This is a genomic window from Bartonella sp. DGB2, assembly GCF_046843095.1.
In the GTDB taxonomy this organism is placed as follows: domain Bacteria; phylum Pseudomonadota; class Alphaproteobacteria; order Rhizobiales; family Rhizobiaceae; genus Bartonella.
The window spans coordinates 635,023-648,527 of the sequence record NZ_CP177325.1; the positions used below are offsets into that span (position 1 = coordinate 635,023).

A 13,505-nucleotide genomic window follows, 5' to 3' on the forward strand; every position below is an offset into this window, starting at 1 on the left:
GGGTATCAGATGGACTTTGTGCATTGTCTTGCGCGGCTCTATAACCGCCCGCATATGATTACCCCAGAAAAGCTAGACACAATCTTGAGCGCGCTTTCGCCGCGCCTTACAGGGCAAATCGGTGCCTTTATCAAGAATAGTGATGAGACACGCTTGCCTGAAGCACATCAAGTAGTGGACGGCATCGCTATTCTTCCTGTGCATGGCACTTTGGTGCGCCGTGGCGGCTTTATGGCCGCACAATCGGGGCTAACCTCTTATGATGGCTTGCGGGCAAGCTTTATAGAAGCGGTGAGCGCACCGGATGTGCGCGCTGTTTTGCTTGATATTGATAGCTATGGCGGTGAAGCGGGCGGCGTCTTTGATCTTGTGGAGGAGTGGCGTGCTTTATCGCGTAGCTATCAAAAACCTATTTGGGCGCATGCTAATGAAATGGCCTGTTCAGCCGCCTATGCCATCAGTTGTGCGGCTGAGCAAATATGGCTAAGCCGGACAAGTGATGTGGGCTCTGTCGGGATCGCCAAATATTAATAAAATCAAGCACTTAGTACAAAGTTCGGGAATTTTAGGCTCTTTGATTCTGTTATGTTTTTTTGATGTCATCCCCTTACCTTTTTTGTATCTTTTCTATCGCTTCGAGGGCTAGTCGGCGGCGATCGGCGTTCTGGGTATAATGCGACGCCATCTCGTCATTAGTCCAACCAAAAATGGCTTTCAGTTGAGCCACAGTTGCCCCTGAATTCGCCGCCCGAGTCGCCGCTAATTTGCGTAAGCCATGAGCGGACTTTTTAATGCCCGCCTCATTACATGCCTCCCGAAACAAATTACCAAAACTTTCCTTGGTAAGCGGTCTACCCTCTTTACCGCAAATAAAAGTGTCATTGCCAATTGTTCCCGCTTTAAGGGTAGCTTCTAGCTCGGGTAAAATATGTAAAAAGACATCCGTTTGAAACTGGCTCTTTTCTGTCTTGAGGTGAATAACGCCGTCGGTGACATCTTTCCAACCGATCCGCACCGCGTCGCCACGGCGCAAGCCAGTATAAAGTAATACATCAATCCATACCCGTTCATGCGTACCTAATGGCCAACGCTGGTAGTATTTGTCTATGTCGTCTTCTAACCATATGGCAAACCCTTCCTTATTGGTAAGAGCAGGCGTTTTGATAGCGAGCGTGGGGTTTTCTTCAAGAAAGCCATGATCAATAGCCCAATTAAATACGCCTCTAAACGCTTTTAAAAAATTCTTAGCCGCCGCAGGTGTCTCTTTGCGCCGCTCTACCGCGTCAATAAAGTGTTGACGCTTAAGCGCTTTATAAGGAACATGCCCCATGTCTTTCTCGGCTTTCTCTAGGATAAGCTCACGTTGCCTTTTGGTAGGAGCGGCTAATTTATGCCACTCCATGCTTTTGTAATATTTATTTAAAAGCCATGAGAAAGAACCTTCTGCATTGCGCTTACCTTTAATCGTTATTGGCGTTTGCCCCTGTAATTGGGCAATAGCGCTTTTATAGTTATCCACGAATTCTTGTGTACCATATGCGCCTTCTACTCTAATGCGCTGGCCTTTATTGATACGAACATACCAAAGCACTTTCCCATGACGGCTGTGTTCTCTCACTAAATGGGGTGGACGCGGCTTAGGCATAACACTCACAAACAGATATCGTATTTATCGTAAAAAGCATCAGAACTTGCCTGTGTGGTAATAGAGCTTTGATTGGTTAGCTCTGTTTCTTCTGCGCTCTCGTTGAGATAGATAATAACCTCGCCATCTGGTTTGATGGCTATACGGTCACAGCCTAGCTTCTTGGCTTCACGCAAAGCGCGGGCGATAGCTGGTTGGGTTATGGTAGGAGGTCGGTGTCCCATATATCTTGCTCCATTAGCTGTATATCTTCTCTTATCATCCTATCGCGCTGGATTTGGCGGTAAGCTTATCCTCAAGAGCCTGCACCTCTTCAAGGAAGGCATGCACACATGCCTCTATCTCTTGAATGCGTGCCTCATCACGCCATAGGCGCTTGATCTCACTCCTTAAGCTTGCATTCCTTTCGCTAAAGCGTGGGTCAAAACTAATAAAATCCACCCATTGCCGCCCCGTGCACGCCAGTTGAAACTGCATCTGGGCTTGCCATTTGGGCTTAATAATCCCATCAATTAAAAAGCGGGCATGAGTGGTGGAATGGGGGCATTTGATCTCTATCAGACCATCATCACCCACCAAGCCATCTGGGCTTGCCCCCGCCATGGCAATACTAGGGTGGGGAATAAAGCCACAAGCACTAACCTCATGCCCTGTCATAAAGCTATAGTCTTCCAAGGCAATCATCATACTCATGATCAATGCCCCATTGCATGGCCGCCGTTACATAGGTCTCTATCGCCTTGCCGGTAAGCCGCTCGGTCAATAGCTGGATCTTATAATCCTCATAGTCCGCGCTTGGCAGGCCTTTTGCTGTTCTATTGACAACGCAATACACCTTAGAGGCAGTTACTTTGCCAAGGCGGGCATCAAACCATGCGGCAGTTCTTTGTTCCATATGAACCTCTAAGCAACAGAAAGGGTTTGCGCTTGTGAACTGTGCAAAGCTTGTTTCTTTTTAAGCAGTTGCAAAAGCGTTTGCGCTTGGCTTTGCGATAGGCTTTCAAAGCTTGATGCATGAACCGATGCTAGGGCTTTTGCCTCGTCTGTTTCTGTATCCAAGATCAGCTGTTGCACCACGGCAAGCGTTTCTGCATCGGCAAAGACTTCTTGGCTTTCTGATACGGGGGCATTTAAGCGTGTTGCTTCGTCTTCATCATAGATACCAGAGAAGCCAAAGGCATAACGGGCACATTGGATAGTCGCCTTATGGCGTAGCATACGGGCAGGCCATTTACGCCATGGGTCGGTTTGCTGTTGACATTCTTTTAGATATTCCGTGACCTCTATTGGGTCTTTAATGCTTTTGAGCCGTATTGAGCAGGTAATGGATATGAGATTGCCTGCTTGGTCGAAATGATCTTTAAAGGTCATGCCATCAAAGGCTGGATTAGATTTTATGATTTTAATCCAGCCATCAATGGACACAATGGGTGTGATACCGCCACCACGTTTTGGGAACGCGTAAATCTCTTTTGTTAGAGGATTAAGGCCGTAGGTATTGGCAACGGAAATAAAGGCGGCGAATTCTTCTGCCGCTATATTGCCTGTCATGCAAGTTTTCATAATGGTTTGGCGAAAGGCCTCTTCTGAGAAGCCATAGTTGCTTGCCATAAGAGCAAGGGGGGATTGAACAAGTTGTGTCATTAGTGGTTTCTCCTAAGCTGGGGTGGTGGAGGTAGTCGTGATACGGGTATAGCCGTTGATACAATCATTGCCTGCAATTGTTATGGAGGCGGCAATATGCGTGTTGCCTGAAATCTGCGCATTGCCGCCAACACGTGCATTGCCCCAAACTTCTGCATTGTCTGAAATCTGCGCATGGCCTGAAACTTTCGCGTTGCCTGAAATGCGCGCATCGCCAAAAATCTTCGCATCGCCAAAAACCTGCGCATCATCTGAAACCTCCGCATCGCCAAAAACCCGCGCATCGTCAAAAATCTGCGCATTGCTAAGAACACATGCAGTATCAAAAACACATGCATCATCACCGATCCAGCAGGTGCCATTATGGCTTAGGCGGTATTTGTTCTCAACAAAGCCGCCCAAGTCTCCAGCTTTGATATCACCAAAGTCGCGTAGGGCTTTGATACGGTAGAGTGTACGGCCGTCGATTTCTTTTGTTTCTTGAGTCAGTTCATATTTCTTTTCCATGCCTATTCCCCTGTAATGACTGTGTTACCAGAAACGTGGATATCGCCGCCTATTACTCCATTACCTTCAACAAGCGCATGGCCTGAAACCTGCGCATAGCCACTAACCAATGCATCATCACAAACCCGCGCATAGTCAAAAACCTGTGCATTGTCAGCGACCCAACAATCGCCTTCATGGCTTAGGTTGTCCTCGCGCTCAATGTAGCCGCCCAAGTCACCCGCTTTCACATCGTCAAAGTCGCGTAGGGCTTGGATACGATAGAGGGTATGGTCGTCTATCTCTTTGATCTCGTTAGTGAGTTGGTATTTCTCTTGTATGTAGCTATGTGTGAGGACTGTACCGCCGGAAACGTGCGTATCGCTGTCTATTACTGCTTTACCTTCGATACGTGCGTTGCGTTCAATTTGTGCATCGCCATAAACCTCTGCATTGCCAAAAACCTGCGCCCCTTCAGCAATTTTTGCGTGGTCATAAATCTTTGCGTTGCCAAAAACTTTTGCATTGCAATAAATCTTTGCGTTGCCAAAAACTTGCGCATTGTCATAAACAATTGCATTGCCACCAACTTCCGCATTGCCTGAAACTTTCGCCGCGCCAAAAACTAGCGCATTCCAATCAAGACACGCATCATCTGAGACCCGCGCATCATCAAAAACATATGCATTATCAAAAACACATGCATCACCCCCGACCCAGCAGGTACCATCATGGCTTAGGCGGTATTCGTTCTCAACAAAACCGCCTAAATCACCCGCTTTGATATCACCAAAGTCGCGTAAGGCTTTGATACGGTAGAGTGTACGGTCGTCTACCTCTCTTGTTTCTTGAGTCAGTTCATATTTCTTTTCCATGCCTATTCCCCTGTGATGACTGTGTCGCCGTCTATTACCCTGTCACCATCAATATGCGCATGGCCTGAAACTTTCGCGTTGCCTGAAACATACGCATCGCCTGAAACCTGCGCATTTTCTGTAACTTGTGCATGATCGAAAATCCACGCATGGCCTGAAACAGAAGCGTTGCGTGAAACTTCCGCATGGCCTGTTACACGCGCATGATTTTTAACGATCGCGTGGCCTGAAATGTGCGCGCTATCACTAACCAACGCATCATCACAAACCCGCGCATCGTTGAAGATATGTGCATTGCCTGAAACTTCCGCATGGCCTGAAACTTTCGCGTTGTCTGAAATAAACGCATTCCAATAAATCTTTGCGTTGCCTGAAACCTGCGCATTGCCGAAAACCTGCGCATCGCTAAAAACACACGCATATTCAAAAACCCGCCCATCATCGCCAACCCAACAATCGCCTTTATGGCTTAGGTTGTATTCACTCTCAACAAAGCCGCCCTTATCGCCTTTTTTGACGTTTCCAAAATCGCGTAAGGCTTGGATACGATAGAGTTTATGGCCGTTTACGGTGATGCTTTCATCTCTCAACAAGCGATATTTTGGACTTAGAGACGTCATGTTAAATTCCTTTGGTATGATTAAGTGGCGATCAAGACAAACCATCCGAGCGCGAAGAGGGTTAGAAAGCCTAGGCATTCAACGATACAGATTAAGGCTTCTTTCATAACGCCCTCACAAAACATCAGATGCACGCAAGCGGTGTTGTTGTTCGTAGGTGCCGTAATAGATGTCTTTAACGGTCTGTTCTGCCCATTCCACTAAGAGCGTGGCGTAAGCTAGGCTATTGCGCACAAAGGGGTGGGCTATATCATCATCGGGCGCTAGGTCGAATGTTTCTATGTACAGTTCAGCGACCTGTTCGCTTATGTCGATAGTGCTTTGCGTTTTTGGATTAATGCAAAGCACTTGCTCTACGCCGTCCATAGCGGAAAGCATGGCCAAGATATCGCGTTTATCTAAAAATGGCCCACTTCTGCCTACATGTTCTCCGTCAGAATAGGTGAGCAATAAGATCTCATCACTCGTTACAAAAAACGGTGCTTTCGTGTGCATTTCAACCTCCATATCCCTTTAACAAACCAGATCAGCGCTTGCTTCTTCGTGGTTGTTAGGTTTGTGTCTACAAGGTAAAATAATTGCACTTTTATCATTCGTCAATTAAAAAATGAAAAAAGTGCATTTTATTTTGCAAATAAACCTGTATCTTTGGGCACTAATCACAATTATGGAGGAACTAATGAAAGATTTTAAAACAATGGATTGGCTTTTTAAGGGATTTACCGACGAAGAAAAAAGGATTACTGCTTTTGTTTTGATGCTTTCAAAAACTCAACATAAGAAAGAACCGATTTCTTATCTTCCGGTTCAAGAGTTTGAAAAAAAGATAAAAAATCACGATCCACATCTGTAAAGAAATCAGGGGGGGGTTCTTTAAAAAAACGTGCTATTTTAACCAGCTCTTCTAATGTAATTTTCCTAGGTTTACCATTTTTATATGGATTGAGCATTCTGCTTACTATAGATGGATCTACGTCCAAAAAAGCGGCTAATTCAAGTTGCGCGCCATGACCACGCTCTTCAAGCTTTCTTTCTAGCCATCTTCTAATGCTGGTTTCTATGTCGATAGTCATGAGCGCTTGATAGCCTAAAAATGTATAAAATGCAAAATTGCTATAATATCATTTTTGTTGACAAATGAGAAAAGTGCAATTATCTTGTTTTATATATGGAGCTAACAATGATATTGAAAACGGTCATTATAAAATATTTGGGGGGAGCTAAGACTGTCGCTAAAGTGCTACAATTAGATGCTTCCTCTATTTCAAGGTGGAGGAACTCTATCCCTGCTAAGCATCAAGTTCGCCTTCTCGAATACGCGCGGCGTAATGGCCTAGACCTGCGCCCTGATGACTTCTTTTATCCAGAACGGTTGCAAGCGCTTCTAGCACAGAAAGATAACGGTCAAGAAGCGAACTCCCCCTCTTGCGGTACGTCCGACCTACCGCAGGACGCCGCCCGCGCCCAGTCAAACCCCCGAGTGGGCGCGGGTGGCAATCATAACAACTATAGCGTGCATACATAAAGAGCACACCCAAAATAAAGGCACAGATAACCGCATTCCTAAAATGCAAAGCCTAAAGGAATATAACCATGCTACTAGGACTCATTTTCGCCGTCGTATCAGCAATCTATCTAATTTCTATGGCTAGCGGTTACTACGCCCACCGCCTCGATAAGCGCATAATAGCCAAACAAAAAGAAGCCATAGAAGAGCTTACCAGTACGCTAGTTGAAGCAGAAAACGCCCTAAACAAGCAAGAGTACATGATCAAAGAATTTAGCGGTTTTCTGAAAGGCGAGCAACCTAACGTCCACCTTGTCCGTATTGGCATTAGCGTTGAAGAGAATGACCAAAGCGTAAGCGATGAAGATAGTTCATCAGAAGAACACGTAAAGATGCATTAAGAAGAACGGGGATATTAAGGAAATGGATATTGTTACTACTCCGGCAACATTTAATTTGGCTTTAGGATTCTTTGCGATAGCTTGTTCGTTTTATGTAGCGTTTGGGCTCTGTTTTTTTATGGAGTTATTTCCACGCTTTGGGTGGTTCATCATTTCCATCGGAATTCTTTCTTTCATGGTTGCAGCACTTTTAGCTACCCTGCAACCTACAGAAACATGCTGTTGTACAGCGCAACATGTAACAAATCCAAGCCAAATAGACTTGGGAGTTAATATGATAGGTTTTAAAATTGCAACGGTAATATTTTTAATAACCACTCTCATTTGTATTATAGCTGGAATAATATTTTGCATACAAGAGCGCTTATATTTTGCCATTCTCCCTGCTTGTATTTGTATAATTTGCTTTTTTGTTATGGTCAAATTCCCCCCCGAAACGCCTATAGAAAACTCAGCATGTACATCGCAATGCATGACGCAACAACCGAGAAACTCTCAGTAGTTGAAAGGAAAGAACGATGAAAGAAGCCGTATTACTAAGATGCATTAGGGATATGTGAAATGGATACCATCATTGCGCTAGCCTCTTTGGCTGTAAACATCATTTTCATAGGCTTTGCTGTGTGGTTTTGCCGCGTGTATGGCAATCCGCTTGATTTAGAAAAGTATAGACGTATCAATAGAGAGAATAAAGGGGTTATCCTTTATCAAAGTAAAGCTATTTCCGATCAGAATAGGACTATTGAGGACTTAAAAAAGTCTATTAACGACCTAAAAAAGCCTGAAGACGAAAAGCAAGAGGCCATACTAGAGCTAAGGAAAATCATTAAGGAAAAAGACAGCGTTATTAAGGAAAAGGACAGCGTTATTAAGGAAAATTCTAATAAAATATCCGACATGTCATTTATGCTACGGATGTTCGAGATAGATAGAACGCAACTTAGAGAAGAAGTAAAAGAGAAGAAAAACTACATTAAGTTTCTTAAGGAGGGGCTTGTATATGATAGTTTGTAAGTGTTTTTTATACTTCATATTTCGGAATTGCTCTACATGGAATTACAATTGTATTGTAAATGTAATTTGATACATTAAATTCAATATCAACACTTATTCTATGTTTATCTCTGTCGTATCCTTTATAAGGATTTATAATAATCTTAAACATAAGTTTTTGATCTATCGCCAATGTAAAAGCATTTAGCGCAAATTCCTTATCACAATTTGCTTTTATAAGATTACTTTCTAGGGAAATGTATCTTTTTGCTGTTCTGTATATTTTTAGTTCCTCTTTTCTTTCAGTGTCGATGAATATCTTTGTTGGATCTGGTAGGCAGTTATATACGCAAGGTATGATTGCTATCTCATCAAATTCTATAGGAGATCTACCTACAATGCGTATGCTTTTAATGGAAAGACTTTCTTCTTGTTTGTTTTTAAGGTTAATTCCTCCCTCTATTACAGCATATTCGCCGCTAGATTTTATGCAAAAATATGAGGAAAATTCTACGCTCTTTTTGAAATTTTCAATCTCTATTGCGTTTTTATACTTTTTGTTACTCCGAAAATTATACACAGAGGAGAAAACGTTAAAAACGCTCAAAAGAAAATTTAATAAGGTGCCAATCAAACCCCACATCCGCAATTACCCCTCTTTGCAGTTTGTTTATTCAATAGCAAAGCACTGTAATTCACGTTTTATGATTCTGCAACGGGGGTTGGCATGAGGACTATTCTATGCCTTGACCTTGGTAGCAAAATGGGCTGGGCGGCATTTTGCGGTAATGGATTTATACGCAAGCCGCAGGTACACAGCCTTGCTAAAGATGCTTTTTGCCAAGGCGCTATGACCAGCGGCTCTGTTACCTTTAAAAAAAGAACTTTTGACGGGGGCGGCGTACGCTTTTCTAAATTCCGCATATGGCTAAGTGATACCAAACACCGCTTTGAATGTGCTGGAAGTAGTCTTGATAAAATCTATTACGAAGAAGTGCGTCGCCACCTTGGAACAGATGCCGCCCATGTTTACGGCGGCTTTTTAGGCGTTCTCACCGCTTGGTGTGAACATCATCAGATTGACTATCAAGGCGTGCCCGTTGGTACCATTAAGAAGCACGCTACAGGCAAAGGCAATGCATCAAAAGATGATGTTTTAAATGCCATATGGGATAGAGGCCATCATCCAGAGGATGACAACGAGGCCGATGCCTTAGCCCTTTTATATTACGCTTTAGATCGAGAGGAGGAGGATATGGAGAGCTGATGCATATCTTGATTGATCTCACCACCGCTTTAGCAAACTCTGGAGCTAGCGCAGAGCAAATAGTTGCCGCGGTTCATGCTGTTTGCAATTACGAAAAAAAGGTACGCGAAGCAAAACGCTTGGCGCGTCTTGAAGCACGCCGCTATAAGGCAATGTCACCTCTTTATATGGAGGTAGCCAATACAGACCATTTTCCCGATGTGGGAAAAGTGGTTTATGACTGTAACGAGTCTTCATATCAAGGCGAGGCAGAAGAAAAAAAGAAATCTGCTAATGCTCTTCGTCAGCAACGCTTTAAAGAACGTTTTAAAAAATGTTATGGGATAAATTATTCACGGCTTTATGACTGTAACACTAAAAGCGTTACCCAAGGCGTTACCCGCGTTACCCAAGGCGTTACCCACCCCACCGAAAGCGTTACCCAAAGCGTTACCCGCGTTACCCACCCTGCTGAAAGCGTTACCCAAAGCGTTACCCGCGTTACCCAAGGCGTTACCCACCCCGTCGAAAGCGTTACCCAAGGCGTTACCCGCGTTACCCAAAGCGTTACCCACCCCGTCGAAAGCGTTACCCAAGGCGTTACCCGCGTTACCCAAGGCGTTACCCACCCCGTCGAAAGCGTTACCCAACAAAATTTAAAAAAAGAAAAAAAGAAAATACCCCCCCACACCCCCCTAAAAGAAAAAAATAAAAAAAACAAACCCTATACGCGCGTATACGCGCGAGGGATCCCGAAACAAATTTCAACACTCCCTTCGACAAACCTCGACCTCGCTACAACGGCTAGTGACCCCATAGAGGCTATTCCACAGCCCTCCAAAACACCACAATCCTCAAGGGGTTGTCGCTTACCACCCGATTTCGAGCCCGATCTTAACTTCGCTAGACAGCAAGGCTTAACGGATGAAAAAATCTGCGTTGAAGTCGAAAAGTTCCGTGACTATTGGGGCGCCAAGGCGGGGAAAGACGCCACAAAAGTTAACTGGCAAGGCACATGGCGTAATTGGATTAGAAGATCACAAGAATATTCCGCAAAAGGAGGCGGTAATGGAAACACAAACAACAACACCCGACAAAATTTTGGACAGCCCAATAACCATAATCAACAACAGCGCGGCTGGGGGCATCGCGTCGCGGAAAAAATGCTTAAGATCCCAACTACAGGAGATATGTACGCTTTTCTGTTCGAAAACACACCGCCAACCACCGTTTCTGTGGATGAAGGGGCAAAAGCCAACACCCCAAGAACAGCAGGAAATCTTATCGCTAACTAAGCAAGCTTTAAAAGAACTGGATAGGCCTGCTGATGCCAAGGACATTAGCCTTGCCTTTGCTCTGCTTAGCGCTGGTTTAAAAGTTTCAACCAATCAAGACGAAAATGCAACCGCTTTGGCTTATAAGAGGGCTCTTGAAGACATTGGCTATTGGGCGCTACAGAAGGCAACAGAAGACGTTTTGCGCGGTAAGGCAATAGGACTTTCAGCAACCTTCATGCCTGCTACTTCTGAGTTTGTTCTCTATTGCGGAGAGCTTGAAAACAATTGCCGCCGTATGATTGATTACATTCACAAAACTTTAAATAAAGGCGAGGCCAATGTTTAAAAAACAAAAGACCATTGTCGCCACCCTATCGGGCTATGCAAACCATAAAGCAGGCGTACAACAAGTGTTCTACAACCTCTACGAGGACAAATACGGGCGGCGTTTCATGCAACGCTTTGAAGGCAAAACCTATAATTACACACCCTTTGGTGCTGATTTTAGCGTTGCGGCCTATGTTGATGCTTGGCTCCATGGCGGCTCTTTGCCACAAGCCGCTTTAGCAAAAAGCCAAGCCGAAGAAGCCGAAGACCTGCTTGATTTGGAAGAGATTACAGGCCTACAGCTATTTGAACAGAAGGAAACCACACAATGTCTAGCCTAAATAAAGTTATACTTATTGGCCATTTGGGCAGAGATCCAGAAATCAAAGCCATGCAAACGGGCGGGCAAGTGGCTCTATTCTCATTAGCGACTAGTGAACGCTGGAAGGATAAGAACACGGGTGAGAAGCGCGAAAAGACCGAATGGCATCGCATTGTGATTTTTGACGAAAACCTTGTCAATATTGCCGCCTCTTATCTAAAAAAGGGAAGCCATATCTACGTAGAAGGGCAATTACAAACCCGCAAATGGAAAGACCAAAGCGGTGTGGAACATTACACCACAGAAGTTGTTTTACAGAAATACCGCGGTGTTATCCAAATGCTGGGTCAAGCAGGTAATCAAGGTCAAGACACACAGCAAGTCACAAGCCAAAAGCCCCCAGCTGGTGCTAGCACCATGACCTATGGCCAACACAGAGGCCAAACACAGGCATCCTATCAAGCGCCATTATCCTACGATGATCAACTCAATGATGAAATACCGTTTTAGAGAGGCAAACGATTGCAAAACGCGTGCTTATCATTGATTAATATTTTAATATTTCATCCAAGGAAAGCGAAACAAAGATGATTGATCCTGCACTGTTCAATTTACCATGGTTGACATTGGTCACATTAGCCTCTGGCTATGCTGGGTATCATATTGCCAATAACGGCATACACATGGATGATAGAACCGCAAACATCTTCTTCCCATCCCTTTGCTTTGGCTTGATTGGTGCGAGTTTTTATAAAGCCGCCGTGTATTTTGGTATGGTTGAACCTTTTCCGGCTATCCCTGCATTTTTGGGGACAATTATTATAAGCGCGCTTTGGCGTAAATATGTTCGCCTATGGTTTTATAAAATACTACGTAAGCTGGATATTAGTCACTGCGACCACACCCCTTCTGCTTGGATCCAGTTTAGCGAAACTCTAAATACGCGTTCCTATGAACTGAATGTTGTTTTAAAAGACGATACTTGCCTCCTATCCAGGGATCTATATCGCTTTGAAGATCTTCCCAATGGCCCCTACGCTTTGGGAGCGACAGGAGACATTGTGCTTTATGTGACTGATGCGCATAATCCTTTGCAAGACGAGTGGAGAGAGTATGATGAGGTATTGAACGAAGAGTTTGGCGCTTATGCGACCTACATCCCTGCCGATCAAATCAAGCTGGTAAGCTTGAGAAGGATATGGGCTACCTCTTGCGCAACTTTGGGGAAAGACTAGGAGGCGCAGGAGGATTCTTGACATGATCGGATGGAACTGCTTTCTGCTGAACATCTAAACCTATTTTTCTGTCACCATTTAAATATGGATACATATTCAGACTTTTAGCTATTGTGGGATGTATATTGTTTTTTTCTTCTTCATGGAATCACCTTTTCTTTAAAATTATAGAAGAAGACTATTTCTATAGCTACTCAACATCACACAATATCTAAATAAAGAGTTTAATATTAAGAATTGGCAATTCCATGGAAAGCGTTAAAACTTATGACTCCCGAACCGTTGCCTATAAGTTTTTAGACCTTAAAGAAAAAGAGGACGGCGGCAGTTTAACGCTTACGCAAGTTTTAAAACTTGTATATATCGCGCATGGTTGGATGTTAGGCATTTATCACCACCCGTTGATTAAAGATCCTGTTCAAGCATGGACGTATGGCCCTGTTATACCGAATCTTTATGAAGCGATTAGGCGGTTTGGTAAATCAACGGTCAAGAAGGCCGCTTTAAAGACTGACGAGACATTAAATACAGAAGCAATTAAAATCATTGAATGGGTTTACAAACATTACGGGCATTTAAGTGACTATAAGCTCTCTGATATCACTCATGCAAAAGGCACCCCTTGGGAGCAAACCTATACAGGAGAATTTGGAACACCTATTAGTGATAAGTTGATTGAAACCTACTATCGTGGGTTATGGTGTGAGGCGAAATAAAGAAACTAAGTTTTTATTTATTTGAGAGATGCAAACGTATTAAGAGCGGGGAATTACCATGGAAAGCCTTTGGATTGGAGACCTTATGCAGCTATAACCGCCTCGCTTGACAAAAATCCTAAAACCGCTATGTTGAGAACAAGTGCCTAGAAAACACTTAAACCGTAAGCGGTTAAATAACCGAAATTATTTACCGTTCCGAACAATTCGA

Annotated in this window: 21 protein-coding genes and 1 pseudogene; 11 read left to right on the forward strand and 11 right to left on the reverse strand. The window is 44.0% G+C overall.

Features of this window, described 5'->3' with window-relative positions; genetic code table 11:
• The first annotated feature begins 9 nt into the window (after positions 1–9).
• The gene (locus ACK28X_RS03360) at positions 10–531 is read left to right on the forward strand and encodes a S49 family peptidase (protein WP_412058240.1); all 522 of its coding nucleotides are present in this window, start codon (positions 10–12) and stop codon (positions 529–531) included.
• A gap of 76 nt (positions 532–607) precedes the next feature.
• Here the strand turns inward: ACK28X_RS03360 and ACK28X_RS03365 are convergent, their stop codons facing one another.
• From ACK28X_RS03365 to ACK28X_RS03405, 9 genes and pseudogenes are all read right to left on the reverse strand, one after another.
• Positions 608–1,645 (reverse strand): tyrosine-type recombinase/integrase, encoded by a 1,038-nt coding sequence (locus ACK28X_RS03365; protein ID WP_412058281.1) that lies wholly within the window; start codon positions 1,643–1,645, stop codon positions 608–610.
• Between the two features lie 5 nt (positions 1,646–1,650).
• On the reverse strand, positions 1,651–1,869 hold the full coding sequence (locus ACK28X_RS03370) for a hypothetical protein (protein WP_412058241.1): 219 nt from the start codon (positions 1,867–1,869) through the stop codon (positions 1,651–1,653).
• 34 nt (positions 1,870–1,903) lie between these two features.
• Positions 1,904–2,540: pseudogene (locus tag ACK28X_RS03375) on the reverse strand (lambda exonuclease family protein).
• Between the two features lie 8 nt (positions 2,541–2,548).
• On the reverse strand, positions 2,549–3,289 hold the full coding sequence (gene bet / locus ACK28X_RS03380) for a phage recombination protein Bet (RefSeq protein WP_412057340.1): 741 nt from the start codon (positions 3,287–3,289) through the stop codon (positions 2,549–2,551).
• A 12-nt stretch (positions 3,290–3,301) separates the two neighbouring features.
• Positions 3,302–3,796 carry a hypothetical protein gene (locus tag ACK28X_RS03385; RefSeq protein WP_412058242.1) on the reverse strand — a complete coding sequence of 165 codons (495 nt, stop codon included), beginning with the start codon at positions 3,794–3,796 and terminating at the stop codon, positions 3,302–3,304.
• Between the two features lie 2 nt (positions 3,797–3,798).
• Entirely contained in the window at positions 3,799–4,650 is an 852-nt protein-coding gene (locus ACK28X_RS03390) for a hypothetical protein (protein ID WP_412057149.1), read from the reverse strand.
• A 2-nt stretch (positions 4,651–4,652) separates the two neighbouring features.
• Complete coding sequence (locus ACK28X_RS03395) at positions 4,653–5,348, reverse strand: hypothetical protein (RefSeq protein WP_412058243.1); 696 nt, start codon at positions 5,346–5,348, stop codon at positions 4,653–4,655.
• 36 nt (positions 5,349–5,384) lie between these two features.
• On the reverse strand, positions 5,385–5,765 hold the full coding sequence (locus ACK28X_RS03400) for a hypothetical protein (protein WP_412058244.1): 381 nt from the start codon (positions 5,763–5,765) through the stop codon (positions 5,385–5,387).
• 245 nt (positions 5,766–6,010) lie between these two features.
• Positions 6,011–6,343, reverse strand: coding sequence for an XRE family transcriptional regulator (locus tag ACK28X_RS03405; protein ID WP_412058245.1), 333 nt, complete (start codon positions 6,341–6,343; stop codon positions 6,011–6,013).
• 107 nt (positions 6,344–6,450) lie between these two features.
• Between ACK28X_RS03405 and ACK28X_RS03410 the strand changes: the two genes are divergently transcribed.
• Together ACK28X_RS03410 and ACK28X_RS03415 are read left to right on the forward strand one after the other, a co-directional pair.
• Positions 6,451–6,795 carry a Cro/CI family transcriptional regulator gene (locus ACK28X_RS03410; protein ID WP_412058246.1) on the forward strand — a complete coding sequence of 115 codons (345 nt, stop codon included), beginning with the start codon at positions 6,451–6,453 and terminating at the stop codon, positions 6,793–6,795.
• A 119-nt stretch (positions 6,796–6,914) separates the two neighbouring features.
• Positions 6,915–7,178, forward strand: coding sequence for a hypothetical protein (locus ACK28X_RS03415; RefSeq protein ID WP_412058247.1), 264 nt, complete (start codon positions 6,915–6,917; stop codon positions 7,176–7,178).
• Positions 7,179–7,268: 90 nt separating this feature from the next.
• Here the strand turns inward: ACK28X_RS03415 and ACK28X_RS03420 are convergent, their stop codons facing one another.
• Positions 7,269–7,601, reverse strand: coding sequence for a hypothetical protein (locus ACK28X_RS03420; protein WP_412057074.1), 333 nt, complete (start codon positions 7,599–7,601; stop codon positions 7,269–7,271).
• Between the two features lie 138 nt (positions 7,602–7,739).
• On the opposite strand from ACK28X_RS03420, the gene ACK28X_RS03425 reads away from it, so the two are divergent.
• On the forward strand, positions 7,740–8,192 hold the full coding sequence (locus ACK28X_RS03425; RefSeq protein WP_412057075.1) for a hypothetical protein: 453 nt from the start codon (positions 7,740–7,742) through the stop codon (positions 8,190–8,192).
• A 7-nt stretch (positions 8,193–8,199) separates the two neighbouring features.
• On the opposite strand, the gene ACK28X_RS03430 is transcribed toward ACK28X_RS03425, so the two are convergent.
• The gene (locus ACK28X_RS03430; RefSeq protein WP_412057076.1) at positions 8,200–8,814 is read right to left on the reverse strand and encodes a hypothetical protein; all 615 of its coding nucleotides are present in this window, start codon (positions 8,812–8,814) and stop codon (positions 8,200–8,202) included.
• A gap of 84 nt (positions 8,815–8,898) precedes the next feature.
• Here ACK28X_RS03430 and ACK28X_RS03435 point away from each other — a divergent pair, with 84 nt between their 5' ends.
• The 7 genes from ACK28X_RS03435 (at position 8,899) to ACK28X_RS03465 (ending at position 13,294) form a co-directional block, all read left to right on the forward strand.
• Complete coding sequence (locus tag ACK28X_RS03435) at positions 8,899–9,438, forward strand: hypothetical protein (protein ID WP_412057077.1); 540 nt, start codon at positions 8,899–8,901, stop codon at positions 9,436–9,438.
• Positions 9,438–10,712: a hypothetical protein gene (locus tag ACK28X_RS03440; RefSeq protein WP_412057078.1), complete on the forward strand. Its 1,275-nt coding sequence runs from the start codon at positions 9,438–9,440 to the stop codon at positions 10,710–10,712. Before ACK28X_RS03435 ends, ACK28X_RS03440 begins: the two co-directional genes overlap by 1 nt.
• The gene (locus ACK28X_RS03445; RefSeq protein WP_412057079.1) at positions 10,657–11,040 is read left to right on the forward strand and encodes a hypothetical protein; all 384 of its coding nucleotides are present in this window, start codon (positions 10,657–10,659) and stop codon (positions 11,038–11,040) included. Before ACK28X_RS03440 ends, ACK28X_RS03445 begins: the two co-directional genes overlap by 56 nt.
• Positions 11,033–11,362, forward strand: coding sequence for a hypothetical protein (locus tag ACK28X_RS03450; RefSeq protein ID WP_412057080.1), 330 nt, complete (start codon positions 11,033–11,035; stop codon positions 11,360–11,362). Before ACK28X_RS03445 ends, ACK28X_RS03450 begins: the two co-directional genes overlap by 8 nt.
• On the forward strand, positions 11,350–11,853 hold the full coding sequence (gene ssb / locus ACK28X_RS03455; RefSeq protein WP_412057081.1) for a single-stranded DNA-binding protein: 504 nt from the start codon (positions 11,350–11,352) through the stop codon (positions 11,851–11,853). The genes ACK28X_RS03450 and ssb overlap by 13 nt, the downstream gene beginning before the upstream one ends.
• Positions 11,854–11,930: 77 nt before the next feature.
• Positions 11,931–12,578: a hypothetical protein gene (locus tag ACK28X_RS03460; protein ID WP_412057082.1), complete on the forward strand. Its 648-nt coding sequence runs from the start codon at positions 11,931–11,933 to the stop codon at positions 12,576–12,578.
• Positions 12,579–12,826: 248 nt separating this feature from the next.
• Complete coding sequence (locus ACK28X_RS03465; RefSeq protein WP_412057083.1) at positions 12,827–13,294, forward strand: Panacea domain-containing protein; 468 nt, start codon at positions 12,827–12,829, stop codon at positions 13,292–13,294.
• The last annotated feature ends 211 nt before the right edge of the window (positions 13,295–13,505 follow it).